Origin of the sequence: Bradyrhizobium arachidis (genome assembly GCF_015291705.1) — a bacterium.
In the GTDB taxonomy this organism is placed as follows: Bacteria; Pseudomonadota; Alphaproteobacteria; order Rhizobiales; family Xanthobacteraceae; genus Bradyrhizobium; species Bradyrhizobium arachidis.
Window position 1 is genome coordinate 1,430,896 of sequence record NZ_CP030050.1, and the last position, 26,535, is coordinate 1,457,430.

The 26,535-nt window shown below is 64.4% G+C and carries 24 protein-coding genes; 14 read left to right on the top strand and 10 right to left on the bottom strand.

From position 1 onward, the window contains the following. Nucleotides 1-125: 125 nt before the first annotated feature. Together WN72_RS07005 and WN72_RS07010 are read right to left on the bottom strand one after the other, a co-directional pair. Nucleotides 126-2,354, bottom strand: a complete 2,229-nt coding sequence (locus WN72_RS07005) for a L,D-transpeptidase family protein (RefSeq protein WP_092216854.1) — start codon at nt 2,352-2,354, stop codon at nt 126-128. Nucleotides 2,355-2,700: 346 nt separating this feature from the next. Then, nucleotides 2,701-4,197, bottom strand: coding sequence for a sigma-54-dependent transcriptional regulator (locus tag WN72_RS07010; protein WP_027561039.1), 1,497 nt, complete (start codon nt 4,195-4,197; stop codon nt 2,701-2,703). 127 nt (nt 4,198-4,324) lie between these two features. Between WN72_RS07010 and WN72_RS07015 the strand changes: the two genes are divergently transcribed. The 10 genes from WN72_RS07015 to WN72_RS07060 all read left to right on the top strand — a co-directional run bounded on the left by WN72_RS07015 (nt 4,325) and on the right by WN72_RS07060 (nt 16,306). Beyond that, nucleotides 4,325-6,259, top strand: coding sequence for a M3 family oligoendopeptidase (locus WN72_RS07015; RefSeq protein WP_092216853.1), 1,935 nt, complete (start codon nt 4,325-4,327; stop codon nt 6,257-6,259). A 180-nt stretch (nt 6,260-6,439) separates the two neighbouring features. After that, entirely contained in the window at nt 6,440-9,427 is a 2,988-nt protein-coding gene (locus tag WN72_RS07020) for a patatin-like phospholipase domain-containing protein (RefSeq protein ID WP_092216852.1), read from the top strand. A 141-nt stretch (nt 9,428-9,568) separates the two neighbouring features. Continuing rightward, nucleotides 9,569-9,721, top strand: coding sequence for an aa3-type cytochrome c oxidase subunit IV (locus WN72_RS07025; RefSeq protein ID WP_008136857.1), 153 nt, complete (start codon nt 9,569-9,571; stop codon nt 9,719-9,721). A 145-nt stretch (nt 9,722-9,866) separates the two neighbouring features. Beyond that, the gene (locus tag WN72_RS07030) at nt 9,867-10,994 is read left to right on the top strand and encodes a Re/Si-specific NAD(P)(+) transhydrogenase subunit alpha (RefSeq protein ID WP_092216851.1); all 1,128 of its coding nucleotides are present in this window, start codon (nt 9,867-9,869) and stop codon (nt 10,992-10,994) included. Between the two features lie 12 nt (nt 10,995-11,006). Continuing rightward, nucleotides 11,007-11,324, top strand: a complete 318-nt coding sequence (locus WN72_RS07035; RefSeq protein ID WP_014492434.1) for a proton-translocating transhydrogenase family protein — start codon at nt 11,007-11,009, stop codon at nt 11,322-11,324. Between the two features lie 39 nt (nt 11,325-11,363). Next, a complete protein-coding gene (locus WN72_RS07040; RefSeq protein ID WP_092216850.1) occupies nt 11,364-12,761 on the top strand; it encodes an NAD(P)(+) transhydrogenase (Re/Si-specific) subunit beta in 1,398 nt (465 codons plus the stop codon). 223 nt (nt 12,762-12,984) lie between these two features. Next, nucleotides 12,985-13,791 (top strand): alpha/beta hydrolase, encoded by an 807-nt coding sequence (locus tag WN72_RS07045; RefSeq protein WP_092216849.1) that lies wholly within the window; start codon nt 12,985-12,987, stop codon nt 13,789-13,791. Between the two features lie 56 nt (nt 13,792-13,847). After that, on the top strand, nt 13,848-14,945 hold the full coding sequence (locus WN72_RS07050; RefSeq protein WP_027561033.1) for a calcium:cation antiporter: 1,098 nt from the start codon (nt 13,848-13,850) through the stop codon (nt 14,943-14,945). Nucleotides 14,946-14,973: 28 nt separating this feature from the next. After that, nucleotides 14,974-15,258, top strand: a complete 285-nt coding sequence (locus WN72_RS07055; protein ID WP_027561032.1) for a cupin domain-containing protein — start codon at nt 14,974-14,976, stop codon at nt 15,256-15,258. Nucleotides 15,259-15,352: 94 nt separating this feature from the next. Then, nucleotides 15,353-16,306, top strand: a complete 954-nt coding sequence (locus tag WN72_RS07060; RefSeq protein WP_092216848.1) for a hypothetical protein — start codon at nt 15,353-15,355, stop codon at nt 16,304-16,306. A gap of 29 nt (nt 16,307-16,335) precedes the next feature. Here the strand turns inward: WN72_RS07060 and WN72_RS07065 are convergent, their stop codons facing one another. Next, nucleotides 16,336-16,986 carry a tetratricopeptide repeat protein gene (locus tag WN72_RS07065; protein WP_027561030.1) on the bottom strand — a complete coding sequence of 217 codons (651 nt, stop codon included), beginning with the start codon at nt 16,984-16,986 and terminating at the stop codon, nt 16,336-16,338. Between the two features lie 223 nt (nt 16,987-17,209). Next, nucleotides 17,210-17,506 (bottom strand): 30S ribosomal protein S21, encoded by a 297-nt coding sequence (gene rpsU, locus WN72_RS07070; RefSeq protein WP_008546194.1) that lies wholly within the window; start codon nt 17,504-17,506, stop codon nt 17,210-17,212. Between the two features lie 261 nt (nt 17,507-17,767). Here rpsU and aqpZ point away from each other — a divergent pair, with 261 nt between their 5' ends. Then, the gene (gene aqpZ, locus WN72_RS07075) at nt 17,768-18,490 is read left to right on the top strand and encodes an aquaporin Z (protein ID WP_092216847.1); all 723 of its coding nucleotides are present in this window, start codon (nt 17,768-17,770) and stop codon (nt 18,488-18,490) included. 49 nt (nt 18,491-18,539) lie between these two features. Here the strand turns inward: aqpZ and WN72_RS07080 are convergent, their stop codons facing one another. After that, nucleotides 18,540-19,646, bottom strand: a complete 1,107-nt coding sequence (locus WN72_RS07080) for a 5-(carboxyamino)imidazole ribonucleotide synthase (RefSeq protein ID WP_092216846.1) — start codon at nt 19,644-19,646, stop codon at nt 18,540-18,542. After that, on the bottom strand, nt 19,643-20,131 hold the full coding sequence (gene purE / locus WN72_RS07085; RefSeq protein ID WP_027561027.1) for a 5-(carboxyamino)imidazole ribonucleotide mutase: 489 nt from the start codon (nt 20,129-20,131) through the stop codon (nt 19,643-19,645). The genes WN72_RS07080 and purE overlap by 4 nt, the downstream gene beginning before the upstream one ends. A gap of 141 nt (nt 20,132-20,272) precedes the next feature. On the opposite strand from purE, the gene WN72_RS07090 reads away from it, so the two are divergent. Beyond that, nucleotides 20,273-21,004 carry a GGDEF domain-containing protein gene (locus WN72_RS07090; protein ID WP_167380881.1) on the top strand — a complete coding sequence of 244 codons (732 nt, stop codon included), beginning with the start codon at nt 20,273-20,275 and terminating at the stop codon, nt 21,002-21,004. Nucleotides 21,005-21,064: 60 nt separating this feature from the next. On the opposite strand, the gene WN72_RS07095 is transcribed toward WN72_RS07090, so the two are convergent. From WN72_RS07095 to WN72_RS07105, 3 genes are all read right to left on the bottom strand, one after another. Next, on the bottom strand, nt 21,065-21,316 hold the full coding sequence (locus tag WN72_RS07095; RefSeq protein WP_027561025.1) for a hypothetical protein: 252 nt from the start codon (nt 21,314-21,316) through the stop codon (nt 21,065-21,067). 21 nt (nt 21,317-21,337) lie between these two features. After that, nucleotides 21,338-21,553 (bottom strand): hypothetical protein, encoded by a 216-nt coding sequence (locus WN72_RS07100; protein WP_092216844.1) that lies wholly within the window; start codon nt 21,551-21,553, stop codon nt 21,338-21,340. A 146-nt stretch (nt 21,554-21,699) separates the two neighbouring features. Beyond that, nucleotides 21,700-21,906, bottom strand: a complete 207-nt coding sequence (locus WN72_RS07105) for a YdcH family protein (RefSeq protein WP_008546179.1) — start codon at nt 21,904-21,906, stop codon at nt 21,700-21,702. Nucleotides 21,907-22,234: 328 nt separating this feature from the next. On the opposite strand from WN72_RS07105, the gene WN72_RS07110 reads away from it, so the two are divergent. Continuing rightward, nucleotides 22,235-22,414 (top strand): YdcH family protein, encoded by a 180-nt coding sequence (locus WN72_RS07110; protein ID WP_025034152.1) that lies wholly within the window; start codon nt 22,235-22,237, stop codon nt 22,412-22,414. A gap of 115 nt (nt 22,415-22,529) precedes the next feature. On the opposite strand, the gene WN72_RS07115 is transcribed toward WN72_RS07110, so the two are convergent. Then, nucleotides 22,530-23,633: an NAD(P)/FAD-dependent oxidoreductase gene (locus WN72_RS07115; protein WP_027561023.1), complete on the bottom strand. Its 1,104-nt coding sequence runs from the start codon at nt 23,631-23,633 to the stop codon at nt 22,530-22,532. A 202-nt stretch (nt 23,634-23,835) separates the two neighbouring features. On the opposite strand from WN72_RS07115, the gene WN72_RS07120 reads away from it, so the two are divergent. Continuing rightward, nucleotides 23,836-26,523: a sensor domain-containing protein gene (locus tag WN72_RS07120; protein WP_092216843.1), complete on the top strand. Its 2,688-nt coding sequence runs from the start codon at nt 23,836-23,838 to the stop codon at nt 26,521-26,523. The last annotated feature ends 12 nt before the right edge of the window (nt 26,524-26,535 follow it).

Consider the following 26,535-nt stretch of genomic DNA (forward strand, 5'->3'; position numbering starts at 1 on the left):
GTGGCAAAAAAACGCCCGGTGCCCGAGGGCAGGTCGCAGAATGGTTAACGTTAAACGACCCCGTCTTTGGGACAGGGTCGCTGATTTCATTGCAGAATTTCAGGAAATGAGGCGCCTTGCGGGCCTCAGCGGGTAAACACCCGCTGCGGCCGGCGGCCGACCGGAGCCGGCGGCGGGGTCGGCGCTCCGAACAGGCGCTCGAAGAAGTTCGGACCCGACGAGCCGAAGCCGCCGCCATTGTTGGCGATCGCCACGCCCGAGGGCAGCGTCGTTGCCGGGCGCGAATAGCTCGGCTGGGAATGGGCGACGACGTTCTCGAGGTCCTTGCCGCGGCCGTTCCTCAGGATGTTGAGCATGGTCGCGTCGCGGCCATAGACGTCCTTGCGGATTTGCAGCTTGCCGGCCTCGTCCACGAACGCGGTCTGATAGGTGATGTTGACCGGGATCGGGGTGGGGAATTTCAGGTCGATCTCGCTCTTGCCGTACATGCTGCGGATGCGCTCGGGCGTGTACTTCTCGTTCGGCATGGCGATGTTGAGCAGCACCGAGGCGTACTGATCCGGATATTGCACGCGCATGCAGCCATGGCTGAAGGCGCGGTCTTCCTTGGCGAACAGGTTCTTGTCCGGCGTGTCGTGCTGATAGACCAGGAACTTGTTCGGGAAGTTGAAGCGGATGCGACCGAGCGCATTGGCCTCACCAGGCGGCTGCGAGATATGCACCGAGCCGTCGCGATTCTGCTCGAGCTTGAGGCCCATGCGCTGGAGCACGGTCGGGTCCTGCTGCAGCGCCGGCAGATATTCGTTGTAGACGATCGACGGCGGCACGTTCCAGGTCGGGTTGACCGTGATGTACTTCATCGTTTCGGTCAGCAGCGGAGTCGCGTGCTGGCCCGGCTTGCCGGTGACGACACGGGTGGTCCAGACCTGCTGGCCGTGCTGCATCACCTTTAGCGTGTAGTCGGGGATGTTGAGGATGACATAGGCATCGCCCAGCGCGGGCACGCCGAGGTCGCGCGGCAGCCAGCGCCAGCGCTCCATGTTCACCAGCACCACGTCGATCTGCTTGTCGCGCTTCGGGGTGTTGAGCGCCTTGACCGTCTTGTCGTCGAGGATGCCGGTCGGCTTCATCTCGGCGCCGTTCTGGAATTTGCGCACGGCTTCGGCGACGGTGGCGTCATAGCGGGTGTCGCTGGCGTTCTCGGCGATGCCGAGCTTGGCGCGCAGCTGCGGCACGCGCGGATCATCCACGACGATCTCGGCCTGCTTCTTGCCGGCCGGGGTGTATTTCAGCGCGGGACCGTCGGCGATCTCGATCACCGGGCCGTTGCCCTGACCCCGCAGCTCCGCGAGCTTGGCCTTCAGCTCCTTGTAGAGCTTCTGCGGCGGGTTGTAGCTGTCGAGCGCCGCGGACGCATCCGTCGCGGTCGTGACCTTCGTCAGCACCTCGCTCGGGTCGACCGGGTGCTCGGGATAGAGGATGTCGGCGCTGACCTGCGACCAGTGCATGCGGCCGCTCTGCGCCTGGCGCGCATAGTCGAACATGCTGGCGGTGAGCCTGAGCTCGGCGTCGGCGAGCGCATCGGGCGTCGTCGCGGCAGCGAAATCCGGCACCGGATAGTCGGCCGGATTGAGGCCGTCGGAGGCCGCGTCCTTCAGCCGCGCGATCACGCCCTTGGCCGCAGCGGTCAGGCTGCCGGCTTGGGTCCAGACCGGCGCGAAGTCGCGCGCGCCGTAGAACTTCTCGATCGCCGCGCGCTCGTTCTTGCGGTCGAAATGCCGCGAGGCCTTGGCGCCGATGAGGTCCTTGAGCTTGTCGGCGACCGGCTGGTCGGCGGCGGGCACGTTGCTGGCCGCCTTCACTGGCTCGGGGGCCGGAGCCGCTGCGGCAGCCGGCGCCGCAGGAGCGGCTGGCGTTGCCGTTGCGGTATCGGCCTTTGCGGGCTCAGTCTTGGCGGCTTCGCTCTTCGCAGGCTCGCTCTGCGCAGGTTCTGTTTTTGCCGCCTCGCTCTTCGGCGCCTCGGGGACAGGCGTGGTGGCGACGTCTGCGGGCTTGGTCTCGACCTTCTCCGCGGCCGGCGCGGGAGCGGCTTCAGCCTTCACCGGCTCCTTGGCTGGTTCCTTGGCGTTGTCCTGAACGGTGGCCGTGGTGTCGAGCTTGATATCGGCTGCGGTCGGGGGCGGGACGTTTGCAGGCTCGGGACGCGGGATCGCGGCTTCGATCGCGAGCTCGGCAGCGCTGCTGCGCGCCTGATCCTGCGCCAGCGCCGAGCTGGCCGACACCGTGAGGAAGGTCGCCGCGACCGTCATCAAGACACGGTCAAAGCCTGCACGGTGGTTCAAACAGTCACGCATTGTGTCGCACCCCTCGGGTGAACCGTTCCTCGTGGAACAGATTCGTTATCGTCCAAATGAGCTTCGGCTAAACCGCGCCGGCCTCGCGAAAGTTGCACGCCTGCACGCAACGACTCCCACAGAGACGATACACAGGCCCCGGTTTTGCAGCCAGCGCTCCCCAGGGCAACTCACCACAAACTGACTTCAGGGAGGTCTGTTTGCAACGGATTGTGCGTCCCCGCGACGCGCTTTTCCCTGTGTCTGTCACTTCCAAGTCACGGTTCGAATGGCCGCCGAATTTTGCCGTAATTCAACGGCTTGCGGCGGCCTCGTCAGGTCAGGCGAACCTCCGTTCGCATCAGGCTCAATGCGTCTCCTCACCGCTTTTTCCGCCATGACCGGGAACCCCGGCCTCGTCGAGTTTGCGGTAAAGGGTAGAGCGGCCGATTTTGAGGCGGCGGGCCACCTCGGACATCTGTCCGCGGTAATGCGAGATCGCGAAGCGGATGATCTCGTTCTCCATGTCCTCCAGCGCGCGGACGTCGCCGGTCGGGGTCAACATGGAGAGCGATCCAGCCAAGGGCAGCGGCGCGATCGGTATTTCGCTACCCGACACCACCGAGGGCGCAGCCATCGGCTCCAGCATCAGCGGGGCGGTCGGGATCTCGGTCGCGGGATGCGGCTGCGCGGTGAGCAGCGGGAAGTCGGCAAGGCCGAGCTGGTCACCGTCGCTCATCACCACGGCGCGGTAGACCGCGTTTTCGAGCTGGCGGATGTTGCCGGGCCAGTCGAGCTGGGCGAGGTGCGCCACGGCCTCGCCGCTGATGCCGGCGATGGGGCGGTTCTCCTCGGCGGCGAAGCGCGCCAGGAAATGCCGCAGCAGATGCGGAATGTCCTCGCGGCGGGCGCGGAGCGAAGGGATCGTCAGCGGCAGCACATGCAGGCGGTAGAACAGATCCTCGCGGAAGTGGCCCTGCTTCACCCGTTCCAGCAGCTTGCGGTTGGTCGCCGAGATGATGCGGACGTCGACCTTCAACGGCTTGCGGCCGCCGACGGCCTCGACCGCGCCTTCCTGGAGCGCGCGCAGCAGCTTGACCTGTGCGGTCAGCGGCAGCTCGCTGACCTCGTCGAGGAACAGCGTGCCGCCATGGGCCTCGACGAACTTGCCGGTGTGCCGTTCGGTCGCGCCGGTGAAGGCGCCCTTCTCGTGGCCGAACAGGATGGACTCGACGAGATTGTCGGGGATGGCGCCGCAATTGACAGCGACGAAAGGCTTTGCCTTGCGCTCGCCGCTGCCATGGATGGCGCGCGCGAACATCTCCTTGCCGACGCCGGACTCGCCCTCGATCAGCACGGGGATCGAGGAGCCCGCCGCCTTCTGGGCGGCGCGCATGACCGGTGCCATTGCTTCGGCGCGCGTGATGATGTCGGAGAAGGTCAGCCGGCCCTCGCGGCTGTGACGGATGCGCTGCAATTCACCCTTGAGCGCGCTGGTATTGAGCGCGTTGCGAAGCGAGACCTGGAGCCGCTCCACGCCGACCGGTTTGACGACGAAATCGGCGGCGCCGGCGCGCATCGCCGAGATGACATTGTCGATGCCGCCATGGGCGGTCTGCACGATGACGGGGACGCTGAGGCCGGCGTCGCGAATTTTCGCCAGCACGCCCATGCCGTCGAGGCCGGGCATCACGAGATCGAGGATGACGGCGTCGATGGCCGGCGCGTCGGGGGCGGTGAGGGTGGCGATCGCGGCGTCGCCGGAGTCTACGACGACCGTCTCATAGCCGCATTTCTGCACCATGTTCTCGACCAGACGGCGGGCTACAGCGTCGTCGTCGGCGATCAAAATACAGGCAGCCATGGTGTTCCCCGCACGCTACTACTATCTGTCTCGAATCGGGTCACTCTGGCCGAAGCCGATTAACGCACTCTTAAACCTTGATACCCCCGCCCGCCGTCGCGATTGTTGAACACAGGTTTCCCACACAATGAATTCGCGCTCCAAGTCTGCCTCGAACAAGTCTGCCTTGAACAAGTCTGCCTTGAACAAGTCTGCTCTCAAGAAGCCCGCCGCCAAGCCCGCTCTCCGCAAGCCAAGCACCAAGAAATCTGCCGCCAAGGCAAAACCCTCCAAAGCTGCGAGCAAGACCGGCAAGCTTCCCGAGTGGAACCTCGCCGACCTCTATTCCGAGATCGATGCGCCGGAAGTGGCGCGCGATCTCGAAAAGATGGATGCCGATTGCGTCGCGTTCGAGACCGACTACAAGGGCAAGCTCGCGACAGGGACAGCAAACGAAGATGGCGGAAAATGGCTCGCCGAGGCCGTCCGACGCTATGAGGCGATCGACGATCTCGCCGGCCGTCTCGGCTCCTATGCCGGCCTCGTGCATGCCGGCGACAGCGTTGATCCCAAGATTTCAAAGTTTTACGGCGACGTTTCGGAGCGGCTGACGGCGGCGTCCACGCATTTGCTGTTCTTCGCGCTCGAGCTCAACCGTGTCGATGACGATATTTTGAACCGCGCGATGCAAGCGGCGGAGCTCGCGCATTACCGTCCGTGGATCGAGGACCTGCGCAAGGAGAAGCCGTACCAGCTCGACGACAAGCTCGAGCAGCTGTTCCTGGAGAAGTCGCAGACCGGCTATTCCGCCTTCAATCGGCTGTTCGACCAGACCATCTCGGGCTTGCGCTTCAAGGTCGGCGCCAAAGAGCTCGCGATCGAGCCGACGCTCAACCTGTTGCAGGACCGCGACGGCGCCAAGCGCAAGGCCGCGGCCGAAGCGCTGGCGAAAACCTTCAAGGCCAATGAGCGCACTTTTGCGCTGATCACCAACACCCTCGCCAAGGACAAGGACATCTCCGACCGCTGGCGCGGCTTTCAGGACGTCGCGGATTCCCGCCACCTGAACAACCGCGTCGAGCGCGAGGTCGTGGATGCGCTGGTTGCCTCGGTGCGCGCGGCCTATCCCAAACTGTCGCATCGCTATTATGCGCTGAAGGCGAAGTGGTTCGGCAAGAAGCGCCTGGCCTATTGGGATCGCAACGCACCGTTGCCGTTTGCTGCGACCGACGTGATCGGCTGGCCCGATGCGCGCAACATGGTGCTGACCGCCTATCGCGGCTTCTCGCCGAAAATGGCCGACATTGCCGAGCGCTTTTTCACCGACCGCTGGATCGATGCGCCGGTGCGCCCGGGCAAGGTGCCGGGCGCGTTCTCGCATCCGACCACGCCGTCGGCGCATCCTTACGTGCTGATGAATTACCAGGGCAAGCCGCGCGACGTGATGACGCTCGCCCATGAGCTCGGCCATGGCGTGCACCAGGTGCTGGCGGCCAAGAACGGTGCGCTGATGGCGCCGACGCCGCTGACGCTGGCCGAGACCGCCAGCGTGTTCGGCGAGATGCTGACCTTCCGGCGGCTGCTCGCGCAGACCAAGAGCGCAAAGCAGCGCCAGGCGCTGCTCGCCGGCAAGGTCGAGGACATGATCAACACCGTGGTGCGGCAGATCGCGTTCTATTCCTTCGAGCGTGCGGTCCACACCGAGCGCAAGAACGGCGAGCTCACCGCGACGCGTCTCGGCGAGCTCTGGCTGTCGGTGCAGGGCGAGAGCTTAGGGCCGGCGATCGAGATCAAGGCGGGCTACGAGAACTACTGGATGTACATCCCGCACTTCATCCATTCGCCGTTCTACGTCTATGCCTACGCCTTCGGCGACTGCCTCGTGAACTCGCTCTATGCCGTCTACGAGCACGCGGCCGAAGGTTTTGCCGAGCGCTATCTCGACATGCTCGCCGCCGGCGGCACCAAGCATTATTCCGAGCTGCTGCGGCCGTTCGGTCTCGATGCCAAGGACCCCAAGTTCTGGGACGGCGGCCTCTCGGTCATCGCCGGGATGATCGACGAGCTCGAGGCGATGGGCTGAGGCGGAGGGGCCGCGGGTGCCAGCCGCATACGCCGAGACCAAGTCTCGCGACAGAACCCAACATTTTGCTACGTGGGATTGAACGTTCGCGTAAACCAGGCGACTAACTCAAGAGGTATTGCAGAAGTAATTTTCAACTATTGATTGCAGATTGATCGATTTCTGCCTGGGGAGGCGCCCATGCTCGATCAAGGACCTGCCGCGCCGGTTCCAGAGTCGAAAAACGCTGCCGCGGTCGATCAGGAAATTCCCTGGTGCGAGAAGCACCATCAGATCGTCCGCGATGAAATTGCGGCGATCAACACGCGGCGTGAACCGGATCGGCGCATCGATACCGATCGCCTTGAAAGCTGCCAGTTGCTCGACGTCACAGGGCTCGCATTGTCTGGTGGCGGCATCCGCTCGTCGGCACTCTGCCTTGGCGTGCTTCAGGCATTGAACCACCACAATCTGATCGGGCGGATCGATTATCTGTCCACGGTGTCAGGCGGTGGCTATATCGGCACCTCCCTCAGCGCCACCATGACGGCGGCGCGGCGATTTGTATTCGGCGAAACACCGGTCGGCGGAACCGTCACGGCCGCCGAGATCAGCGACACGCCCTCGGTCGGACATCTCCGCAATTATTCAAACTATCTGATCCCAGCCGGGGTCCGCGATGTTCTGACTGGAATCGCCATCGTCGTGCGGGGACTGGTTGCCAATGTCGGCTTGACGTTACCCATTGTGCTGTTGCTGGCCGCCGTCACCGTGTGGTCGACGCCGCTGCGGAGCTGCCTGACGGATGCCAACGTCTTCGGTGTCAGCCTCAGCGACAAGAAGTTGTGCGAACTGCACAATTTCAGCAGCGTTGATCGCTATGGTTTCAGCACGTTCGGCGCCGCGATTGCCTTGGTCATGTTCCTTTGCAGCGGGCTGACCTATTTCGCTTCGCGCTCCGTCCGCGGCAGCGGACCCAGCGTCGTGCTCGCTTACGTTGGCGGGATCGCGTTGTTGCTGGGTGTCGCCTGCGATTTCGCGCGCTTTCTCAAGGTCCAACATTTCGCGCTGACGCTCGCGATCGCCATCATCGGGGCCGTGCTGTTTTTCGGATGGGCTCTCAAGCAGTCGCTCGCAAGTCCGGGGAAGCGGCAGGAATTCCGTTCGCATTGGCCGAGCGTAGGCGCGACCTTCCTGGTGCTGCTGGCGGTGATCGCCTTCTTCGAATTTCAACCTTTCATGTTGGAGCAGATGTTCGACGTCGCCGAGAGCAGCGCAATTGGCGGACCGGCTGCTGGCGTTGCGATTGTCTGGATCAAGTCGCTGGCAGCCGCGGCTGCGCCAATCGGCGTTTTCGTCACCGCATTCAGGCAGCAATTCGCGGAACTGTTGAAAGGAAACAACGCATCCTCGCAGCGCGGCTCGCTGGTCCTCCGGATCGTCGCCAAGGCCGCGCTCTGGATTGCCGGTCTTGCACTTCCGCTCGTCATCTGGGTGGCGTACCTCTATCTCTCGTATTGGGGCATCTCCAACGACTTGTTCGAGAGGTGTTCGGCGGCTCTGGGGACCGTCTCTCAACGAGAATGCCTGGCGAATGCCAAGTCGAACACTCCCTCCGGCAACCTCGCCGGCAGGATCCAGTTCGATGCCGGCAAGGGCACCTTGTCGGCTGAGATCACGCCGAAACCGGCGCCGCCGGTCGCGACCGACACCGAGCAGCTCACGCCGACTTGGCATACGCCAGCCTGGCTCGAATTCCTGGCCGAGAAAGCCGGACAAGTGGTTCAGGTTCGCTTTCCCGGCCTGTTCCAGGGTGAGGCTTCGGAATTAGCCTATTCGTACAGTCTGCCGAAGGTGATCCTCTACACGTTCGCCGGCGTCCTGCTGTTCGTCGTCTCGTTCTGCCTGACGCCGAACGCGAATTCGTTGCATCGGCTCTACCGCGATCGTCTGAGCAAGGCGTTTCTGTTCGATCCGACGCGTTCGGCTGACGGAAGCGTCGCGCGCGCCGAAGCCAGCCTCGATCAGGGGCGCGATTTCCGGGGACTCGACCGCATGAAGCTGACGGACCTCTATGTGATTCCGGCGGAGGCGGCCCGGATTCCGGGGCTGCCGGCCACGCCAAAACTGCATGCGCCCTATCAGCTCATCAATACGGCATTGAATATACAAGGCTCGGACTTTGCCAACCGGCGCGGCCGCAACGCGGACTTCTTCCTGTTCTCCGCGCTGAACGTCGGCAGCGAGGCGACGGGCTATGCGCCCACGGGTCTCCTCCAGGACGACGAGCAGAGTCTCGACCTCGCGACGGCAATGGCGATTTCCGGAGCCGCGGCTTCCTCGAACATGGGCTCGAACTCGATCAAGGCGCTGACGCCGACGCTTGCGCTCCTCAACGTACGGCTTGGCTATTGGCTGAAGAACCCGCGCTACGTCGACGAGCGTGTGCGGCCGCAGCGCCGCTCCACCCCGCTTTATTTCTGGTCCGAAATCTCCGGGCGCCTGTACGAGAACAGCGACAGCGTCTACCTCACTGACGGCGGCCACATCGAAAATCTCGGCGTCTACGAACTGCTGCGCCGCCGCTGCAAGGTGATCATCGCGGTCGATGCCGAGGCCGATGCGCCGATGAATTTCGGCTCCTTGATGACGTTGCAGCGCTATGCCCGCATCGATCTCGGGGTCCGGATCGACCTGCCATGGACGCCCATTCGCGAGCGCACGCGTGTGCTCATGGCCCGCAATGCCGATAAGGCAGGCGATCCCGCGGCAGCCGACGAGCATGACGAGATGGTGCAAGACCACGTTCACGTCGCCATCGGCACCATCGACTATGGAGGAGATGAAAAAGGATATCTCGTCTACATCAAGTCGTCGCTCAATGGCGACGAGAACGATTATATTCGGGATTACGCGCGCCGAAGCGACCGCTTCCCGCACGAGACCACGGGTGACCAGTTCTTCTCCGAAGAGCAATTTGAGGTCTACCGCGCGCTGGGTTTTCACATGGCCCACGGCTTCCTGTCCGGGGACAATCCGGTTGCGATCGGCAGCGGCGTCAATCCGCGGATGGCCCGCTTCACCGAGGCGGGCGACCCTTCCATCGACGCGGTGCGCGAGGCGCTTGGTCTCGCCGTTCCCCAGCGACCGGCCGCGAGCGTCACCGTGACGATGATCGATCAGGGCTGAGCGGCGCGAGAACCTGAATTCCCGGCAATTGGAATTCCAAATGACCTGATTTGCGGCAAAACCGCGCCTGGCTGCCGTTGCCCTGCCGGAAGGTTTGCGGTATCCCAGCCCAATAATTCGGCTTTCGACTGGGGACAATCCATGGCTGACCATAGCGAAGTGGCGTACACCACCGCCGACGGCAACGACTACGTTGCGCACGAGCAGACCTATGAGGGCTTCATCAAGCTCGTGAAATACGGCACGGCGTCGGTCGCGCTCATCGTGATCCTGATGGCGATCTTCCTGACCTGATCTGATCGATCTGGCGGCTGCCTACGTCTGCGGCGGCAGCTGCCCACAATATTTGCATCCAAGCCGGTTCTAAAACCGGTAACGAACGTTGCGGGAGTAACGCTGTTTTTTTGTGCGTGCGCTGTCCCGCGCCGCCGGAGGGCCTATGAAGATCGCCGTTGCCAAGGAAATCGATCCGTCGGAGCCGCGCGTCGCCGCTTCGCCTGATACGGTGAAGAAATTCAAGGCGCTGGGCGCCGAGGTCGCGGTCGAGCCGGGCGCCGGCCTCAAATCGGGCCTGCCGGATTCCGAATTCACCGCCGTGGGGGCCACCGTCAGCGCCGATGCGCTGAAGGATGCCGACATCATCATCAAGGTGAAGCGTCCCGAAGCCTCCGAGCTTGCGCAGTACAAGCGCGGTGCGCTCGTCATCGCCATCATGGACCCCTATGGCAACGAGGCCGCGCTGAAGACGATGGCCGATGCCGGCGTCGCCGCCTTCGCGATGGAACTGATGCCGCGCATCACGCGCGCGCAGGTGATGGACGTGCTGTCCTCGCAGGCGAACCTTGCCGGCTACCGCGCCGTGATCGAGGGAGCCGAGGCCTTCGGCCGCGCTTTCCCGATGATGATGACTGCCGCAGGTACCGTGCCCGCCGCAAAGGTGTTCGTGATGGGCGTCGGCGTCGCCGGTCTCCAGGCGATCGCGACCGCGCGCCGTCTCGGCGCCGTCGTCACCGCGACCGACGTGCGCCCGGCCACGAAGGAACAGGTGGAGTCGCTCGGCGCAAAGTTCCTCGCCGTCGAGGACGAGGAGTTCAAGAACGCGCAGACCGCCGGCGGTTACGCGAAGGAAATGTCCAAGGAGTACCAGGCCAAGCAGGCCGCGCTCACCGCCGAGCACATCAAGAAGCAGGACATCGTCATCACCACCGCGCTGATTCCGGGCCGGCCCGCGCCGAAGCTCGTCTCGGGCGAGATGGTCAAGTCGATGAAGCCGGGCTCGGTGCTGGTCGATCTCGCCGTCGAGCGCGGCGGCAATGTCGAGGGCGCCAAGGCCGGTGAGGTCGTCGATCTCGATGGCATCAAGATCGTCGGCTACACCAACGTCGCCGGCCGCGTCGCGGCCTCGGCCTCCAGCCTCTACGCCCGCAATCTGTTCTCCTTCATCGAGACCATGGTCGACAAGAAGGAGAAGAAGCTCGCCGTGAACTGGGACGACGAGCTCGTCAAGGCTACCGCGCTGACCAAGGACGGCGCGGTGATCCACCCGAACTTCCAGCCGAAAGCGTAAGGAGAGATCGCCATGGAGCATGCTGCACAGGTCGTCGACCCTTTCATCTTCCGGCTGTCGATCTTCGTCCTCGCCGTTTTCGTCGGTTATTTCGTGGTGTGGTCGGTGACGCCGGCACTGCACACGCCGCTGATGAGCGTCACCAACGCGATCTCCTCGGTGATCGTGGTCGGTGCGCTGCTCGCCGGCGGCGTCGCCAATGTTTCAAGCGGTTCGGGCTGGGCGCGCGCCTTCGGCTTCGTGGCGCTGATCTTTGCCTGCATCAACATCTTCGGCGGCTTCCTTGTCACCCAGCGCATGCTGGCGATGTACAAGAAGAAGTCGAAGTAAGCGGCCACCTCGGGCTGATGGGATCAATGGGGACCTGAGATGAGCGCCAACCTCTCTGCATTTCTGTATCTCGTGGCGGGAGTGCTGTTCATCCTGTCGCTGCGCGGGCTGTCGAGCCCAGCTTCGTCGCGCCAGGGCAATCTGTTCGGCATGATCGGCATGGCGATCGCGGTCGCCACCACGCTTGCCAATCATCCGCCGGCAGACGGCCTTGCCTGGGTGCTGGTGATTGTCGGCATCGCGATCGGCGCTGCGATCGGCGCGGTGATCGCCCGTCGCGTGCCGATGACCTCGATGCCGGAACTGGTCGCAGCCTTCCACTCGCTGGTCGGCATGGCCGCGGTGCTGGTTGCCGCCGGCGCGTTCTATGCGCCCGAGGCTTTCGACATCGGTACGCCCGGCAATATCCATCCGCAGAGCCTGGTCGAGATGTCGCTCGGCGTCGCCATCGGCGCGCTGACCTTTACCGGCTCGGTGATCGCGTTCCTGAAGCTGTCCGCGCGGATGAGCGGGGCACCGATCATCCTGCCGTTCCGCCACATCATCAATATCGCGCTCGCCGTGGCGCTCGTGGTCTTCATCGTCGGCCTCGTGCTGTCAGGCAGCGCGTTCGACTTCTGGATGATCGTCATCCTCGCGCTGGCGCTCGGCGTGCTCATGATCATCCCGATCGGCGGCGCCGACATGCCGGTCGTGATCTCGATGCTGAACTCCTACTCCGGCTGGGCCGCGGCCGGCATCGGCTTCACGCTGGGCAATTCCGCGCTGATCATCACCGGCGCGCTGGTGGGCTCCTCCGGCGCGATCCTGTCCTACATCATGTGCCACGCGATGAACCGGTCCTTCATCTCGGTCATCCTCGGCGGCTTCGGCGGCGAGACCGCCGCGGCCGGCGGCGGCACGGGCGAGCAGAAGCCCGCCAAGCTCGGCTCGGCGGATGATGCGGCCTTCATCATGAAGAACGCCTCCAAGGTCATCATCGTGCCCGGCTACGGCATGGCGGTGGCGCAGGCCCAGCACGCACTGCGCGAGATGGCCGACATCCTGAAGAAGGAAGGCGTCGAGGTGAAATACGCCATTCACCCGGTCGCGGGCCGCATGCCCGGCCACATGAACGTGCTGCTGGCCGAAGCCAACGTGCCCTATGACGAGGTGTTCGAGCTCGAGGACATCAACTCCGAGTTCGCGCAGGCCGACATCGCCTTCGTGATCGGCGCCAACGACGTCACCAACCCGGCGGCCGAGGAGGACAAGACCTCGCCGATCTACGGCATGCCCGTGCTCCAGGTCTGGAAGGCCGGCACCGTGATGTTCATCAAGCGCTCGCTGGCGTCGGGCTATGCCGGCATCGACAATCCGCTGTTCTATCGCGACAACACCATGATGCTGCTCGGCGACGCCAAGAAGGTCACCGAGAACATCGTCAAGGCGATGTAAGGCGAGAGGATGTGAGGCTACGGCGATGGCCTTGAACCGGGAGTGGCATCGCCTTCATCGCATGCCGCCCCAAGCCACGCGCGAGCAACGGATCCGGTGGCACGTCGCGCACGCACAAGCCTGTGCGTGCCGCGCCATTCCCGCCAGCATCAAGTCCGAGGTCGAGAAGCTGCTCAAGCCTCGGCGCGCCAAATAGCAGGGCAGGTCTGGATTGCGCATCGCGATGACAATCCTGAAATGGATCCTGATCGTCAGCGCCGCTTTCTATCTGATCGGGCTGGCCGTGCTCTTCTTCAAGCAGCGCGATATGCTGTTTCCGATCCCGCCGGTCGGCCGTACCGCGCCTGCCGCCGCTGGCCTTCCCGAGGCCGAGGAGCATGTGCTGACGACCGCCGATGGCGAGAAGGTCATCGTCTGGCACGTGCCGGCCAAGCCCGGGCGTCCCGTGGTGCTGTTCTTCCACGGCAATGGCGATTTCCTCGCCGGCCGCGTCGCCCGCTTCAAGGCGATCACCGCTGACGGTACCGGCCTCGTGGCACTTTCGTTTCGCGGTTACGCCGGCTCGACGGGATCTCCGAGCGAGCAGGGCCTGCTGCAGGACGCCGCAGCCGCTTACGCGTTCACCGCGCAGCGTTACAGCGCCGATCGTATCATCGCCTGGGGCTTTTCGCTCGGCACCGGCGTGGCGGTGGCCATTGCGGCCGAACATCCCGTCAGCAAGCTGATCCTGGAAGCACCCTATAGCTCGACCGTGGACGTCGCCGGCTCGATGTTCCGCTTCGTGCCAGTCAGCCTGCTCATGCGGGATCAGTTCCGGTCCGACCAGCGCATCGCGCATGTCACGGCGCCGCTCCTGATCATGCATGGCACCAACGATTCCGCGATCCCGATCGCCTTCGGCGAGCGCCTGTTCGCGCTGGCGCATGAGCCGAAAAAAATCGTCCGCTTTCCGGGCGGCGGCCACGAGAACCTGGACGATTTCGGCGCGATGCAGACGGCGCGCCAATTCATCAACGCTCCCGGAGGCTGACGGCGGCGATTGCATGTCGCATAATCCCGTCGATTGACATTGGGGGGCACGACGACATGAGCGCACACGGACCGATGCCGCGGTCGGCCTGGCTGTTTCCTGCACTGGCGGTGCTGCTGTTCCTGATCGTCACGGCGACGGGCTACGGCTTCACCGTTTCGGTCGGCGGATTCGTGTTTGCGGTCGTCCTGCTGGTGATCCTGTTCGGGACCGTGTTCGCAGCCGTGCATCACTCCGAAGTGATCGCGGAGCGGATCGGCGAGCCTTACGGGACGCTGCTCCTGACGCTCGCGGTGACCATCATCGAGGTCGCGCTGATCACCACGATCATGCTGGGCGACAAGCCGGCGCCGGAGCTCGCGCGCGACACCGTGTTCGCGGTGGTGATGATCGTCTGCAACGGGCTGGTCGGCCTTTGCGTCCTGATTGGCGGGCTGCGCTACCGCGAGCAGGGGTTTCAGGTCTCGGGCGCCAACGTCTATCTCAGCGTCCTGTTCGTGCTGGCGACCATGACCCTGATCATGCCGAACTACACGCTGACGACGCCGGGACCGGTCTTTTCGGCGCTCCAGCTCGGCTTCGTCGACCTCGTGACGATCGTGCTCTACGGCGTGTTCCTCTACACCCAGATGGTGCTGCACCGGGACTATTTCGTGCACGAATCCGAGGGCGGCGAGGGTGGCGCTGGCCATCTCTCGGCAAACATGCTGGTGCTCAGCATCGTGCTGCTGCTGATTTCACTCGGCGCCGTGGTGTTGCTCGCCAAGAAGTTCTCGGTGGTGGTCGATGCCGTCGCCGTCATGATCGGCGCGCCGCCGGCCTTTGCCGGCCTCGTGGTCGCGCTCCTGATCCTGATGCCGGAGGGCGTCTCGGCGATCGCGGCGGCGCGCAAGAACGACCTCCAGAAGAGCATTAACCTGGCGCTCGGTTCCTCGCTTGCAACCATCGGCCTGACCATCCCGGCGGTCGGGATCGCCACCTATGCGCTCGACCAGCCGCTCGTGCTGGGCCTCAACCCCCAGAACACGGCGCTTCTGTTCCTGACATTCTTGCTGAGCATGCTGACTTTCGGCACCGGCAGGACCAACGTGCTGTTCGGCCTGGTCCATATGGTGGTATTTGCCGTCTACGTGTTCATGGTGTTCGTGCCCTGAAGCGCCACACCCCCAAGCAGAGGTTCCAATGCTAGCCGCCGGCTCCGAGGTTCAGATCGACAATGAAGAGGTCCGGGTGACCGAGTGGCGGCTCGCGCCTGGCAGCGCCACCGGGCATCACACCCACGGCATGGACTACGTCATTGTGCCCGTGGTGGCCGGGGAGATGACCATCGTGGCGCCCAATGGCGAGCGCTCCAAGGCGCAGCTTGCGGCCGGGAAATCCTACTTTCGCAAGGCGGGCGTCCAACATGACGTACTTAACGAAACCTCAACCGAGATCGTGTTCCTTGAGATCGAGCTGAAGCCGTAAGGGTGGCATAACCATTTGCCATCGATCCGTCGCAGTTGATCCCTTACAATGCCCCAAAGTTCCCGCATCAGATCGCGCGGGGAGTGGCCGAGAAATGCTGAAATACCTCGCTAAAATCTCGATGGATATTTTCCCCTCGGTGCTCGCGACGATCATCGGGGCCTACATCGTTAACCACTACATCAACGCCAAGCCCGCCGACGCCCCTGCGGCCGTGGTCGCCCCCACTGATGCCGGCAAGAGCGGCAGCAAGCCTGCCGACGTCGCCAACCTCCCGGCGCCCGGCGTCAAGGCCAAGGGTGTCTCCGAGAAGAGCGTGACCGAAAAGGCGTCGGTCGAGAAGCCCGCCGACAAGCCCGATACCAAGGCTGCGGACACCAAGGCTGCGGACACCAAGGCTGCGGACACCAAGGCTGCGGACGTTGCCCCCGCCGAGACCGCTTCGCACGGTCGCACTCCCGCCCGTGAGAAAGCCGCCGCCAAGTCGACCCCGGCAGCTCCCGCGCCCGCCGCACCGGTGGCGGAGGCCAATTCGGCACCGGCTGCCGCATCCCCGGCCGCGTCGCCCGACGCCAACGATCTGGCGCGCGCCGCCATCGAGCGCCTGCGCAAGTCGCCTGAGGGCAGGGCCGCCGAGGCCAAAGCTGCCGAGACCAAGTCTGCCGAGACCAAGCCAGTCGAGAGAGCCCCGGAGTCTGCGGTACGAGAAGCCGCCCGTACCCCGGAAGCTCCCCGTGTCGTGACGGCGGAGCCGTCTGCGGTCCGTCCGCTGCCGCCGCCGATCACGGTGTCCACGCCGTCGCCCGAGGCGTACGGCAATGGCACCTCCTCGCCGCCCTACACGGCTTCGGTCGGCAATGACGACCCGAATCGAATCACGCCGCCGGCCGACATTCCCGTCCCGATGATCGCGCCGCCGCTCGACCTGCGAGCCGATGCCGGCGCGTCCATGCCGTCGCAGAAGAAGACCAATGTCGCCGACGAGATGCTGTCGGGCATGAAGTCGATGTTCCACGCCGTTCTGCCGAAGAGCGGGACCCCCGACTAAGAGACGGCGCCTGCGCGGCGCCGAAACCGTCAGCCGCCGACGCGGGCGAGACCGCTGCGGGCGGTATCGTCGCGTGGACGAAGAGCGACCGCCTTGTTGTAGGATGCCGCCGCCTTGGCCTTGTCGCCGAGCCGTTCATAGGCCTGACCGCGGGCGGTCCAGATCTGGGCATTGTGCGGATCGGCCTCTGAGGCCTCGTCCAGGTCGTCCGCGGCCTCCTTGAATTTGCCGAGCGCGAGATAGCTGTTGGCGCGGCCGAGCAGCGGCTCGACCTTCTGCGGGTTGAGCCCGCTCGCGGCGCTGAAATCGGCGATGGCGAAGTCGTGCTGGTTATTGCCCTGGTAGATCAGGGCGCGGCCATAGAGCGCCTGCGCATTGTAGGGATCGAGCCCGACCGCGCGATTGAACTCGTCGAGCGCCGCCGCGGTCTCGCCCGCCTTGGCGAGGGACTGGGCCTTTGCAGTATGGGCCTGGGCCTCAGTGACGTTGCCGGCGCTGACCGCGCTCTCGGCGGCGGCGGCCGCCTTGGGCGCCTCCTGCGGCTTGTCCTTCTCCGGCATCAGCGATCCCAGGTCGAAGGAGCAGCCGCACAGCGCAACTCCCATCAAAGCCAGCGCGAGCGGTTGCTGCCAGATCTGGCGGAGCCGCGCCAAGCCGCGCTCGGGGAAAAGGGAGGCCATCTACCGTTCGCTCGCGCTAGAGCATGATCCGGAAACGTGCACAGCGCTCTTCCGCAAAGATCATGCTCGAACAACAACCTGAAGCGCGATGACGATTCGTCCCAATCTCATCGCGCTCCAATCCGCATCGGTAGTGCCCGTTCCCAGAAAGGCACCCCTCACAAACAATAACGCGGGCCAGGGGCCCGCGTCATCGAAAACTGAAGTCTTATGAGTTTGGCAATCAGCGCGGTCCGCGCGGACCAGCACCCGGGCCGCCGCGGCCGCCACGATCACCGCCGGGACCGGCGCCGAACACCGGCTTCGGCTTCATCGGCAGCAGGCCTTCGCGCTGCAGCTTCTTGCGGGCCAGCTTGCGCGCACGGCGCACGGCTTCGGCCTTTTCGCGGGCCTTCTTCTCGGACGGCTTCTCGTAATGACCGCGGAGCTTCATCTCGCGGAAAATCCCCTCGCGCTGCATCTTCTTCTTCAGCGCCTTGAGGGCTTGATCGACATTGTTATCGCGAACGAGAACCTGCACGCGGCATCCTCTTCAGTGGATCGGATTTGAATTCTGGTAAGTCAAAGGGGATGGCGAAACGCGCAAGCCCTTAACCTGAGGGCGCGGATGTATCAGACAAAACCCCTGATGTCCACCGGCCAAGCGGGTTTTCGGGCCAAGTTCAGCCATTAAATACGGCGAAAATGCCCTATGCGGTCCTATTTTGGGGTGATTTGGCGCCCAGGGCGGGCCGTTTTCCGGAAGTTGATCCGGAGATCTTGCAATCAGGGGAGACGCCACATGGATATGAAGAAATACGCCGCCGAGGCCATCGGCACATTCTGGCTCACATTCGCGGGCTGCGGCAGCGCGGTGATCGCGGCCGGCTTCCCCCAGGTCGGCATCGGTCTGGTCGGTGTCTCCCTGGCGTTCGGCTTGAGCGTCGTCACCATGACCTATGCGATCGGCCACATCTCGGGTTGCCACCTCAATCCAGCCGTCACCGTCGGGCTTGCCGCCGGCGGCCGTTTCCCGGCCGGCCAGATCCTGCCTTACGTGATCGCGCAGGTCTGCGGTGCGATCATCGCCGCAGAGCTGCTCTATGTGATTGCGAGCGGCGCCCCCGGATTCGACGTCACCAAGGGCTTTGCTTCCAACGGCTATGACGCGCATTCGCCCGGCCAGTACAGCATGGTCGTGTGCTTCATCACCGAGGTGGTGATGACCATGATGTTCCTGTTCGTCATCATGGGCTCAACGCACGGCCGCGCGCCCGCGGGCTTTGCGCCGCTCGCGATCGGGCTTGCGCTGGTGATGATCCATCTCGTCAGCATCCCCGTCACCAACACCTCGGTGAACCCGGCGCGCAGCACCGGCCCGGCGCTGTTCGTAGGTGGCTGGGCGCTGGCGCAACTCTGGCTGTTCTGGGTCGCACCGCTGATCGGCGGCGCGCTGGGCGGAGTGATCTATCGCTGGCTCAGCGAGGAGCCCGCCGGCGTCGTCGCGGGCGTGAAGACGGCCTAGCCGAGAGGCGGGATCGCAGCTTCAAACAATAGTCGCGGCTGCGGTCCCGCTACGTGAATTTCGGCGGCCTGACTTCAGTGACATGGCCCATCTTGCGGCCGGGGCGCGGCGCGCCCTTGCCGTAGACGTGCACGGTCGCACCCGGCACGCTCAGCCACTTCTCGTAATCGTGGATCTCGTCGCCGATCAGATTGGTCATGGTGACGACCTCGCCGTGACGCACGGGCTTGCCGAGCGGCCAGCCGGCGATGGCGCGGATGTGCTGCTCGAATTGCGAGACCGACGCGCCATCGAGCGTCCAGTGCCCGGAATTGTGCACGCGCGGGGCGATCTCGTTGACCAGCACCTTCGGCCCGGTGCCGTTGGCGAGCACGAACATCTCGACCGCCAGCACGCCGACATAGTCGAGCGCGGTTGCGATCTTGCCGGCGATGCTGCGCGCTTCCTCGGCGAGCGCATCCGGAATCGGCGCAGGCGCGCGCGAAATCTTCAGGATGTGGTCGCGGTGCTCGTTCTCGGTGACGTCGAAGCACTCGACCTCGCCCGTGGCCGAGCGCGCGGCGATCACGGAGATCTCGCGCTCGTACGGGATGAAGGCTTCCAGGATCGCCGATTTGGTGGCGAGGCTGGTCCATACCTTGGCGATGTCGTCGCCTTCGCGGATGATGGCCTGGCCCTTGCCGTCATAGCCGAAGCGGCGGGTCTTCAGCACCGCCGGCAGGCCGATCCTCAGGATCGCCTCGCGCAGCGAGGAGACCGAGGTAACATCGGCATAGGCCGCCGTGCCGATGCCGAGCTTGGTCACGAAATCCTTCTCGGCGAGGCGGTCCTGGGTGGTCTCGAGAATTTTGCGGTTGGGCAGCACCGGGCGGCGCGCGTCCAGCACCATTGCAGCTGCGGACGGGACGTTCTCGAATTCATAGGTGATGACGTCGACGTCGCCCGCGAACAGCTCCAGCGCCTCGACGTCAGCATATTCGGCGCAGGTCGCGTTCAGCACCACGTCGAAGGCCGGCGAATCCGGATCGGGCGAGAATATCTGGCAGCGCAGGCCGAGCCGCGCGGCGGCCATGGCCAGCATTCGCCCCAATTGTCCGCCGCCGAGGATTCCGATGGTGTCGCCGGGCTTCAGCTTCACCTGCTTTGCGTCAGTCACGCCTTGTCCTCCGGGCGCTCGGCAACCGCCTCGGTCTGCGCCTTGCGCCAGGCGGCGAGGCGATCCGACAGGGCCGGGTCGGACAATGCCAGCACAGAAGCGGCAAGCAGCGCCGCGTTGATCGCGCCGGCCTTGCCGATGGCGAGGGTGCCGACCGGGATGCCCGCGGGCATCTGCACGATCGAATAGAGCGAATCGATGCCCTTGAGCGTCCGGGACTCGACGGGAACGCCGAACACCGGCAGTTCTGTCAGCGCCGCGGCCATGCCGGGCAGATGAGCCGCGCCGCCGGCGCCGGCGATGATGACCTTATGGCCGGCCGCCTTGGCGCCCTTGGCGAAGGCAAACAGCCGGTCGGGGGTGCGGTGAGCCGAGACGATGCGGGTGTCGGCGGCAATGCCGAGCGCTGCGAGCGTGTCGGCGGCGTGCCGCATCGTCTCCCAGTCCGACTGGCTTCCCATGATGATGGCGATCGGCGCGGTCATGACTTCAATTGTGCTCGGAAAATAGAAAGATAGGCCAGATTAACGGTTCCGGCCGGCGGCTCGCAAGGCGGTGGCAAGGAGAAGGGAATGCACTATCCTGTCTTGGTGAATCCCCGCAAGCCTTCATTGAGCAGGATGCCCATGAAGAAACCAAAAAGGGCAAGTGCTGCGAAGGCCAAAAGGGGCCGGAAGACCAGCGCCAGCCGATCCAAAGCCGCTCCCAACCGCGCCGCCAGGCATTCTGTCAGGCATTCTGCCAAGCCGGCGCGGCGCGGGGCGTCCGACGGCGGCGCCAAGGAGAGCGCAAAAACGATCCGCGACCTGCGGAGCAAGCTGAAGGCGGCCTTGCTGCGGGTTGCGGAACTCGAAGACGCTGCCGATACCGATTTCCTGCTCGAGATTCCGAACCGGCGCGGTTTCGAGCGCGAGCTCGTGCGCGCCATCGCCTACATGAAGCGCTATCGCGCCAGCGGCGCGCTGATCGTGCTCGACGTCGACCGCCTCAAACCGATCAATGATTCCTACGGCCATGCGGCCGGAGACGAGGTGCTCAAGGCGATCGCGGCCACGCTGACGCGGCAGGTCCGCGCTTCTGACGTAGTCGGCCGGCTCGGCGGCGACGAGTTCGCGCTGCTGCTCTGGAATCTCAGCGAGACCGATGCCAAGGCCAAAGCCGCGGCCCTCGAGCAGGCGATCGACGAATTGTCCTTCAGCTTTCGCGGCCAGGGCGTGACCGCGGGCGCATCCGCCGGCGTTGCACTGCTCGGAGCGCAGTCCGATGCAGGCCGCGCCCTTGAGGAAGCAGATGCCGCCATGTATGTGCGCAAGGCGCGCCGGCGGCACGAGCCGCGGATCAGGCTCGTGAGTAGCTGAGCATGATCCGGAAAAGTGTGCAGCGGTTTTCCGGACAGATCATGCTCAAACAATAATCCTCTAAAGCGTCGCGAGATCTTCCGGCACGTTGCCGAATTTGCGCAGCAGCGTGGCGTCGCCGAATTCGCCGGTCATGGGATCGCCGCTGCGGCTGAACGCGACCGCACCGATATGGCCTGCAACGTGCGCCATGATCTCGGCGCGCCGCAACGCGGCCGTCGAGCTCTGGCATTCCTCCGCGGTGCCTGCGACCGGCGATCCGTCGGCATCGATCAGGAAGGGCATTGCAACGTAGTAGGTCACGTCCGACATGGCGTTGCTCCGGGAATAAAATCAGGCGGCGCTGCTGCTCCGTATCTTGCTGCGTGAGGTCTCTGGAATGCAGCCAGCGGAAATCGCCGCCTGCAATTCCTCGAGCTCGGCTTCGAGATATTCATTGGCCATGATCAGCGCCTTGATGGTGCTGCGCAGATTGCCGTCGCACATCGCGATCGCCTGATCGCAGGCCTGTTCATAATGGCTGTTGTCGAGAAGGGCGGTTGCCGACATCTGCGTTGTCCTCGTGTGGACTCCTTGCGGAGCCCTTGGGCGTTTCCTGGGGGCGTAGGGTGCTTGAATGTTCCTATTTTGTTCTTTTGGAGTCAAGCGGATTCAGAGGCCCGCAAGGCCGCCGCCAAACGAAACGCCGGCGCAGGTCAGGCGATGATGTCGGGTGTGATCTGGTCTTCGATGAACGCGATGCGGTCGCGCAGTAACAGCTTGCGCTTCTTCAAACGCTGCAAGCGCAACAGGTCGGGGGCGGGCGATTGATGCAGTGCATCGATCGCCGCATCGAGATCTCGGTGTTCCTGCTGCAACCGGGTGAGCTCGGCTTCGAGCTCACGCTCGTCTTCATTGGTCATGTCTGCGGTGGCCGAAAACCGATGGGCTTGAGATTAAGGCTGTGGATGCCCTGTGGAAATTATCGTCCTTGCGCGGCGTGATCGCAAGCGATCTCGGGCCGTTGCTCACCGATCTCCCGCGAGATATTTCAGCGATTCGCGGCAGCGCTGCGCAAGCGCATTGATATCATGGATTTTTCCAGCGCGGTTCCTTACTCACCGTTCGTTACATATGAATTTTCAAAAATGAAGCTGAGACGACGGATAGATATCGACAGAACGAATCGGTGATGTAGAGTTGCGCGTCCGGATCGAATCCTGAGGTTCACCCCTACCGAGGAGGTTTCGAATGACAATTCAGGCACATCTGGTTGAATTGGAGCGGAAGCACAAACTTCTCGAAAACGAATTGCACGAAGCTCTCGTGCACCTTTCAACAGACGACCTGCAAATTGTTGAGTTGAAGCGCCGGAAGTTGATGGTCAAGGACCAGATCGAGCGTCTGAAGCAAGGCGATACGCTCCACTAGTAACCCCCGTAACAGCATTGAGTTGACCGCACCCTTTCACGCAGGGATGGACGCTGTTGCGCTCGTCCCTGCCGGAAGGTGCGACACCGCGCAAGCAAGGATGTTTGCGCGACGCTTAGAGTCCTGCAAGCTCGGCGACGTGATCGGCGATCGCGAGCGACGACGTCAGTCCCGGCGATTCGATGCCGAACAGATTGACCAGACCTTCGACGCCGTGATCGAGCGGGCCTTGCATCAGAAAATCCTGCGTGGCAACCGCGGGCGGCACGATCTTCGGGCGAATGCCCGAATAGCTCGGCATCAGCGCGCCGTCAGGCAGCGTCGGCCAATATTTGCGGATCGCCGGATAGAAGCGCTCGGCGCGTGACGGGTCGACCTCGTAATTGATCGTCTCGATCCATTCGACGTCGGGGCCGAAACGCGCCTGCCCTGCCATGTCCAGCGTCAGATGCACGCCAAGCCCGCCAGGCTCCGGCACCGGATAGATCAGGCGCGAGAACGGCGCCTTCGCGTTGCAGCTGAAATAGTTTCCCTTGGCGAGATAGGCCGGCGGAATCCGGTCGATCGGCATGCCGTCGATGAGACGCGCCACCGTGGTTGCCGAAAGCCCCGCGGCATTGACGAGCAGGCTGCACTGCAAGGTCATCGGCGCTTCGCCGCCGGCGTCGATCTCGATCACGCCGCCGGCCGCCTTGGCGCGGATCAGCGGCGTGTGAAACGCGAAAGCCGCGCCGGATTCCTCGGCCTCGCCGCGCAGCGACAGCATGTAGGCGTGGCTGTCGATGATGCCGGTCGAGGGCGAGAGCAGCGCGGCGTCGCAGGCCAGCGCCGGCTCCAGCTCGCGTGCGGCCTCGCCTGACAGCAGCTGCATGTCGAGCACCCCATTGGCCTCGGCATGCGCCTTGATCGATTGCAGCTTCTCGGTCTCTTTCGGACTGGTCGCGACGATCAGCTTGCCGCAATTCTTGTGCGGGATGCCGCGCTCGGTGCAGTAGCGGTAGAGCGCGTGCTTGCCGCTGACGCACATGCGCGCCATCCAGCTGCCGGCGCGGTAGTAGATGCCGGCATGGATCACCTCGCTGTTGCGCGAGGAGGTGACGGTGCCGATCGCCTCGGCCGCCTCCAGCACGATGACCTCGCGCCCGGCCTGGGCGAGCTTTCGCGCCACCGCGAGCCCGACCACGCCGGCTCCGATGACGACACAGTCGACCCTATCCATGGTTGTGCAGCATGTCCGCTGGAAGCGCTGGTGGCATCAAACCCGGCTGCAACGGCGCGGGGCCGTTGTCCGTTAAGGAAGCATTTATCATGTCAGGGCAATTGCCGTATTTCACGTCACATTTTTCTGTTGCGCGTACAGGCGTTTACCCGATCCAAACCCGCGAGGCCAGACAATCCGACGTTGAAATCGCGGGTGGCTGATGGCTGAGAAGAACTGGCACGTGGGCAGCACGCTTCCGATTGCCGTGCAGGCCGTGCTGTGCCTGGCCGGCGCGGTGGCGCCCGCGCGCGCCTATGCGCTCTCGGACAGCTTCGCCCCGCCGAGCTATCTCGGCCAGCTCGATCCGAGCGTGGTCTGGGAGGCCCTGATCGCGGGCATCGCGATCTGCGCGTTCCTCGCCGCCATTGTGCTCTGGATCCATTCCTCGCTGCGGCGGACGAGGCGCCTGCAACTGCGGCGCAATGCCTTCGTCTCCTCCGCCATGAACAATCTCAACCAGGGCGTGGTGATGACGGATGCGCAGCGGCGCATCATCTTCTGCAACGACCGCTATCTGGAGATCTACGGCCTGACCCGGTCGGATCTCCGCGCCGGCATGACCGGCTACGACATCCTCGAGCTCAGGCGCAAGCGCGGGGTGCTCGGCGGCGTCTCCGACGAGGAGTTCTACGAAAAGGCGGCGAGCCCCAACGGCCTGGTCACCGAGCTGCCGGACAACCGAGCCATCCTGGTCAAATATTTCATCCTGCCGAACGGCGGGTCGGTGGCGACCCATCTCGATGTCAGCGAGCAGCGCAAGCTGTCGCGGCAGCTCGCCTCCACCAAGCAATTCCTGGAGACGGTGCTCGACAACGTGCCGGCCTGCGTCGCCGCCAAGAGCATCGAGGACGGCCGCTACATCTTCGCCAACAGCGCCTATGAACGCTTCTGGGGCTTTTCGCGCGACCACGTCGTCGGCAAGAACGCGCGCGAGCTGTTCGCGCCGAAATCGGCCGCGAGCATCGAGGCGACCGACCGGACCGCGCTGCTGGCGCCGGACGGGCAGTATCGCAACGAGTTCGAGGTCGAGCGCGGCGGCGAGCGCCGCATGGTGGCCTCGATCCGGATCGTGGTCCGCAACGAAAGCAACAAGCCCGAATTCCTGATGCTGGTGTTCGAGGACATCACCGACCGCCGCTCGCTGTCGCAGGAGCTGGAGAGCACCAAGAAGTTCCTTGAGCTCGTGGTCGACAACATCCCGGTGGCGCTGATCGTCGAGCAGGTCAAGGATGGCCGCTATCTGCTCGCCAACCGCAGCGCCGAGACGATCCTCAACCGCAGGCGCGAGGAAGCCACGGGCCTGACCGCATCCGACATCTTCAATCCCAAGGAAGCCAAGCTGATCATCGCGCGCGACGAGGCCGCGATCAAGAAGCGCGGCATGATCACCGAAGAGCATCCGATCTCGACCAAGGACGGCCTGCGGCTGTTCCTGACCCGCCGCGCCACCGTGCTCAGCGATGCCGGCGAGCCGCAATATCTGATCAAGACCCACGAGGACGTCACCGACCGCCGGCAGACCGAGTCGCGCATGGCGCACATGGCCTATCACGACGGCCTGACGGACCTGCCGAACCGCGCCGCCTTCCTGCAGGCGCTGACCCAGATGATCGAGGCCTGCGAAGGCACCGGCGAGGAGTTCGCCGTCCTCTGCGTCGATCTCGACGGCCTCAAGGAGGTCAATGACGTCTTCGGCCATGCGCTCGGCGACAAGCTCCTGATCGAGGTGGCCCAGCGGCTCCAGGACTCCGCGCGCGGCGGCGTGGTGGCACGCCTGTCCGGCGACGAGTTCGGCCTCATCATCGACGGCAAGCAGCCGGAGGCGGGCCTCGCGCTGGCGCGGCAGATCGGCGAGGCCGTCGCCCAGGAATTCCAGATCGACGGCCGGCCGGTTCGCGCCGGCGTCACCACGGGCATGTCGATCTTCCCGCACAATGGCGCTGACGCGGCCTCGCTGCTCGCCAATGCCGGTGCGGCGCTGTTCCGCGCCAAGCAGAAGTCGCGCGGCACGATCAGCCTCTACCAGCCGGAGATGGACCAGCAGATCCGCGACCGCCGCGTGCTGCACCAGGACCTGTCGATGGCGATCAAGAACGGCGAGCTGTCACTCGCCTTCCAGCCGCAGGGCGTCGCGCGTCACAGCGTCGCCGAAAGCGACATCATCGGCTTCGAGGCCCTGGCGCGCTGGCAGCATCCGGTGCGCGGCCAGGTCTCGCCGGCCGAATTCATCCCGATCGCGGAAGAGAGCGGCCTGATCGTCGAGATGGGCGAGTGGATCCTGCGCGAGGCCTGCCGCGAGGCGGCATCCTGGCCGAATCCGCTCCAGGTCGCAGTCAACCTGTCGCCGGCGCAATTCATGCACGGCGACGTGGTCGGCCTCGTCCATTCGATCCTGATCGAGACGGGCCTTGCGCCCGGCCGGCTCGAGCTCGAAATCACCGAGGGCGTGCTGATCGAGGACTTCGACCGCGGCCTGGCGCTGCTCCGCCGGCTGAAGGCGCTCGGCGTGCGCATCTCCATGGACGATTTCGGCAGCGGCTATTCCTCGCTGAGCTATCTCCAGGCGTTCCCGTTCGACAAGATCAAGATCGACCGCGCCTTCATCATCAATCTTGGTCGCAATCCGCAATCGGCCGCAATCGTGCGCGCCGTGATCGATCTCGGCCACGGCCTCGAAATGTCGATCATCGCCGAGGGCGTCGAAACCGTCGAGCAGCTCGCCTTCCTCGCCAAGGAAGGCTGCGACGGCGTGCAGGGTTATCTGCTCGGCAAGCCGCTGCCGATCGGGAAATATGCCGGCCTCGTCGGCCGCGCCGAGGCCATGGAGCTTGCGCTCAAGACCGGCTAGAGCGTTTTCGAG

Bases quoted from the DNA above. Each gene is read 5' to 3' on its own strand.
- WN72_RS07005 (WP_092216854.1), bottom strand. From the start codon at position 2,354: ATGCGTGACTGTTTGAACCACCGTGCAGGCTTTGACCGTGTCTTGATG.
- WN72_RS07010 (WP_027561039.1), bottom strand. From the start codon at position 4,197: ATGGCTGCCTGTATTTTGATCGCCGACGACGACGCTGTAGCCCGCCGT.
- WN72_RS07015 (WP_092216853.1), top strand. From the start codon at position 4,325: ATGAATTCGCGCTCCAAGTCTGCCTCGAACAAGTCTGCCTTGAACAAG.
- WN72_RS07020 (WP_092216852.1), top strand. From the start codon at position 6,440: ATGCTCGATCAAGGACCTGCCGCGCCGGTTCCAGAGTCGAAAAACGCT.
- WN72_RS07025 (WP_008136857.1), top strand. From the start codon at position 9,569: ATGGCTGACCATAGCGAAGTGGCGTACACCACCGCCGACGGCAACGAC.
- WN72_RS07030 (WP_092216851.1), top strand. From the start codon at position 9,867: ATGAAGATCGCCGTTGCCAAGGAAATCGATCCGTCGGAGCCGCGCGTC.
- WN72_RS07035 (WP_014492434.1), top strand. From the start codon at position 11,007: ATGGAGCATGCTGCACAGGTCGTCGACCCTTTCATCTTCCGGCTGTCG.
- WN72_RS07040 (WP_092216850.1), top strand. From the start codon at position 11,364: ATGAGCGCCAACCTCTCTGCATTTCTGTATCTCGTGGCGGGAGTGCTG.
- WN72_RS07045 (WP_092216849.1), top strand. From the start codon at position 12,985: ATGACAATCCTGAAATGGATCCTGATCGTCAGCGCCGCTTTCTATCTG.
- WN72_RS07050 (WP_027561033.1), top strand. From the start codon at position 13,848: ATGAGCGCACACGGACCGATGCCGCGGTCGGCCTGGCTGTTTCCTGCA.
- WN72_RS07055 (WP_027561032.1), top strand. From the start codon at position 14,974: ATGCTAGCCGCCGGCTCCGAGGTTCAGATCGACAATGAAGAGGTCCGG.
- WN72_RS07060 (WP_092216848.1), top strand. From the start codon at position 15,353: ATGCTGAAATACCTCGCTAAAATCTCGATGGATATTTTCCCCTCGGTG.
- WN72_RS07065 (WP_027561030.1), bottom strand. From the start codon at position 16,986: ATGGCCTCCCTTTTCCCCGAGCGCGGCTTGGCGCGGCTCCGCCAGATC.
- aqpZ (WP_092216847.1), top strand. From the start codon at position 17,768: ATGGATATGAAGAAATACGCCGCCGAGGCCATCGGCACATTCTGGCTC.
- purE (WP_027561027.1), bottom strand. From the start codon at position 20,131: ATGACCGCGCCGATCGCCATCATCATGGGAAGCCAGTCGGACTGGGAG.
- WN72_RS07090 (WP_167380881.1), top strand. From the start codon at position 20,273: ATGAAGAAACCAAAAAGGGCAAGTGCTGCGAAGGCCAAAAGGGGCCGG.
- WN72_RS07095 (WP_027561025.1), bottom strand. From the start codon at position 21,316: ATGTCGGACGTGACCTACTACGTTGCAATGCCCTTCCTGATCGATGCC.
- WN72_RS07100 (WP_092216844.1), bottom strand. From the start codon at position 21,553: ATGTCGGCAACCGCCCTTCTCGACAACAGCCATTATGAACAGGCCTGC.
- WN72_RS07105 (WP_008546179.1), bottom strand. From the start codon at position 21,906: ATGACCAATGAAGACGAGCGTGAGCTCGAAGCCGAGCTCACCCGGTTG.
- WN72_RS07110 (WP_025034152.1), top strand. From the start codon at position 22,235: ATGACAATTCAGGCACATCTGGTTGAATTGGAGCGGAAGCACAAACTT.
- WN72_RS07115 (WP_027561023.1), bottom strand. From the start codon at position 23,633: ATGGATAGGGTCGACTGTGTCGTCATCGGAGCCGGCGTGGTCGGGCTC.
- WN72_RS07120 (WP_092216843.1), top strand. From the start codon at position 23,836: ATGGCTGAGAAGAACTGGCACGTGGGCAGCACGCTTCCGATTGCCGTG.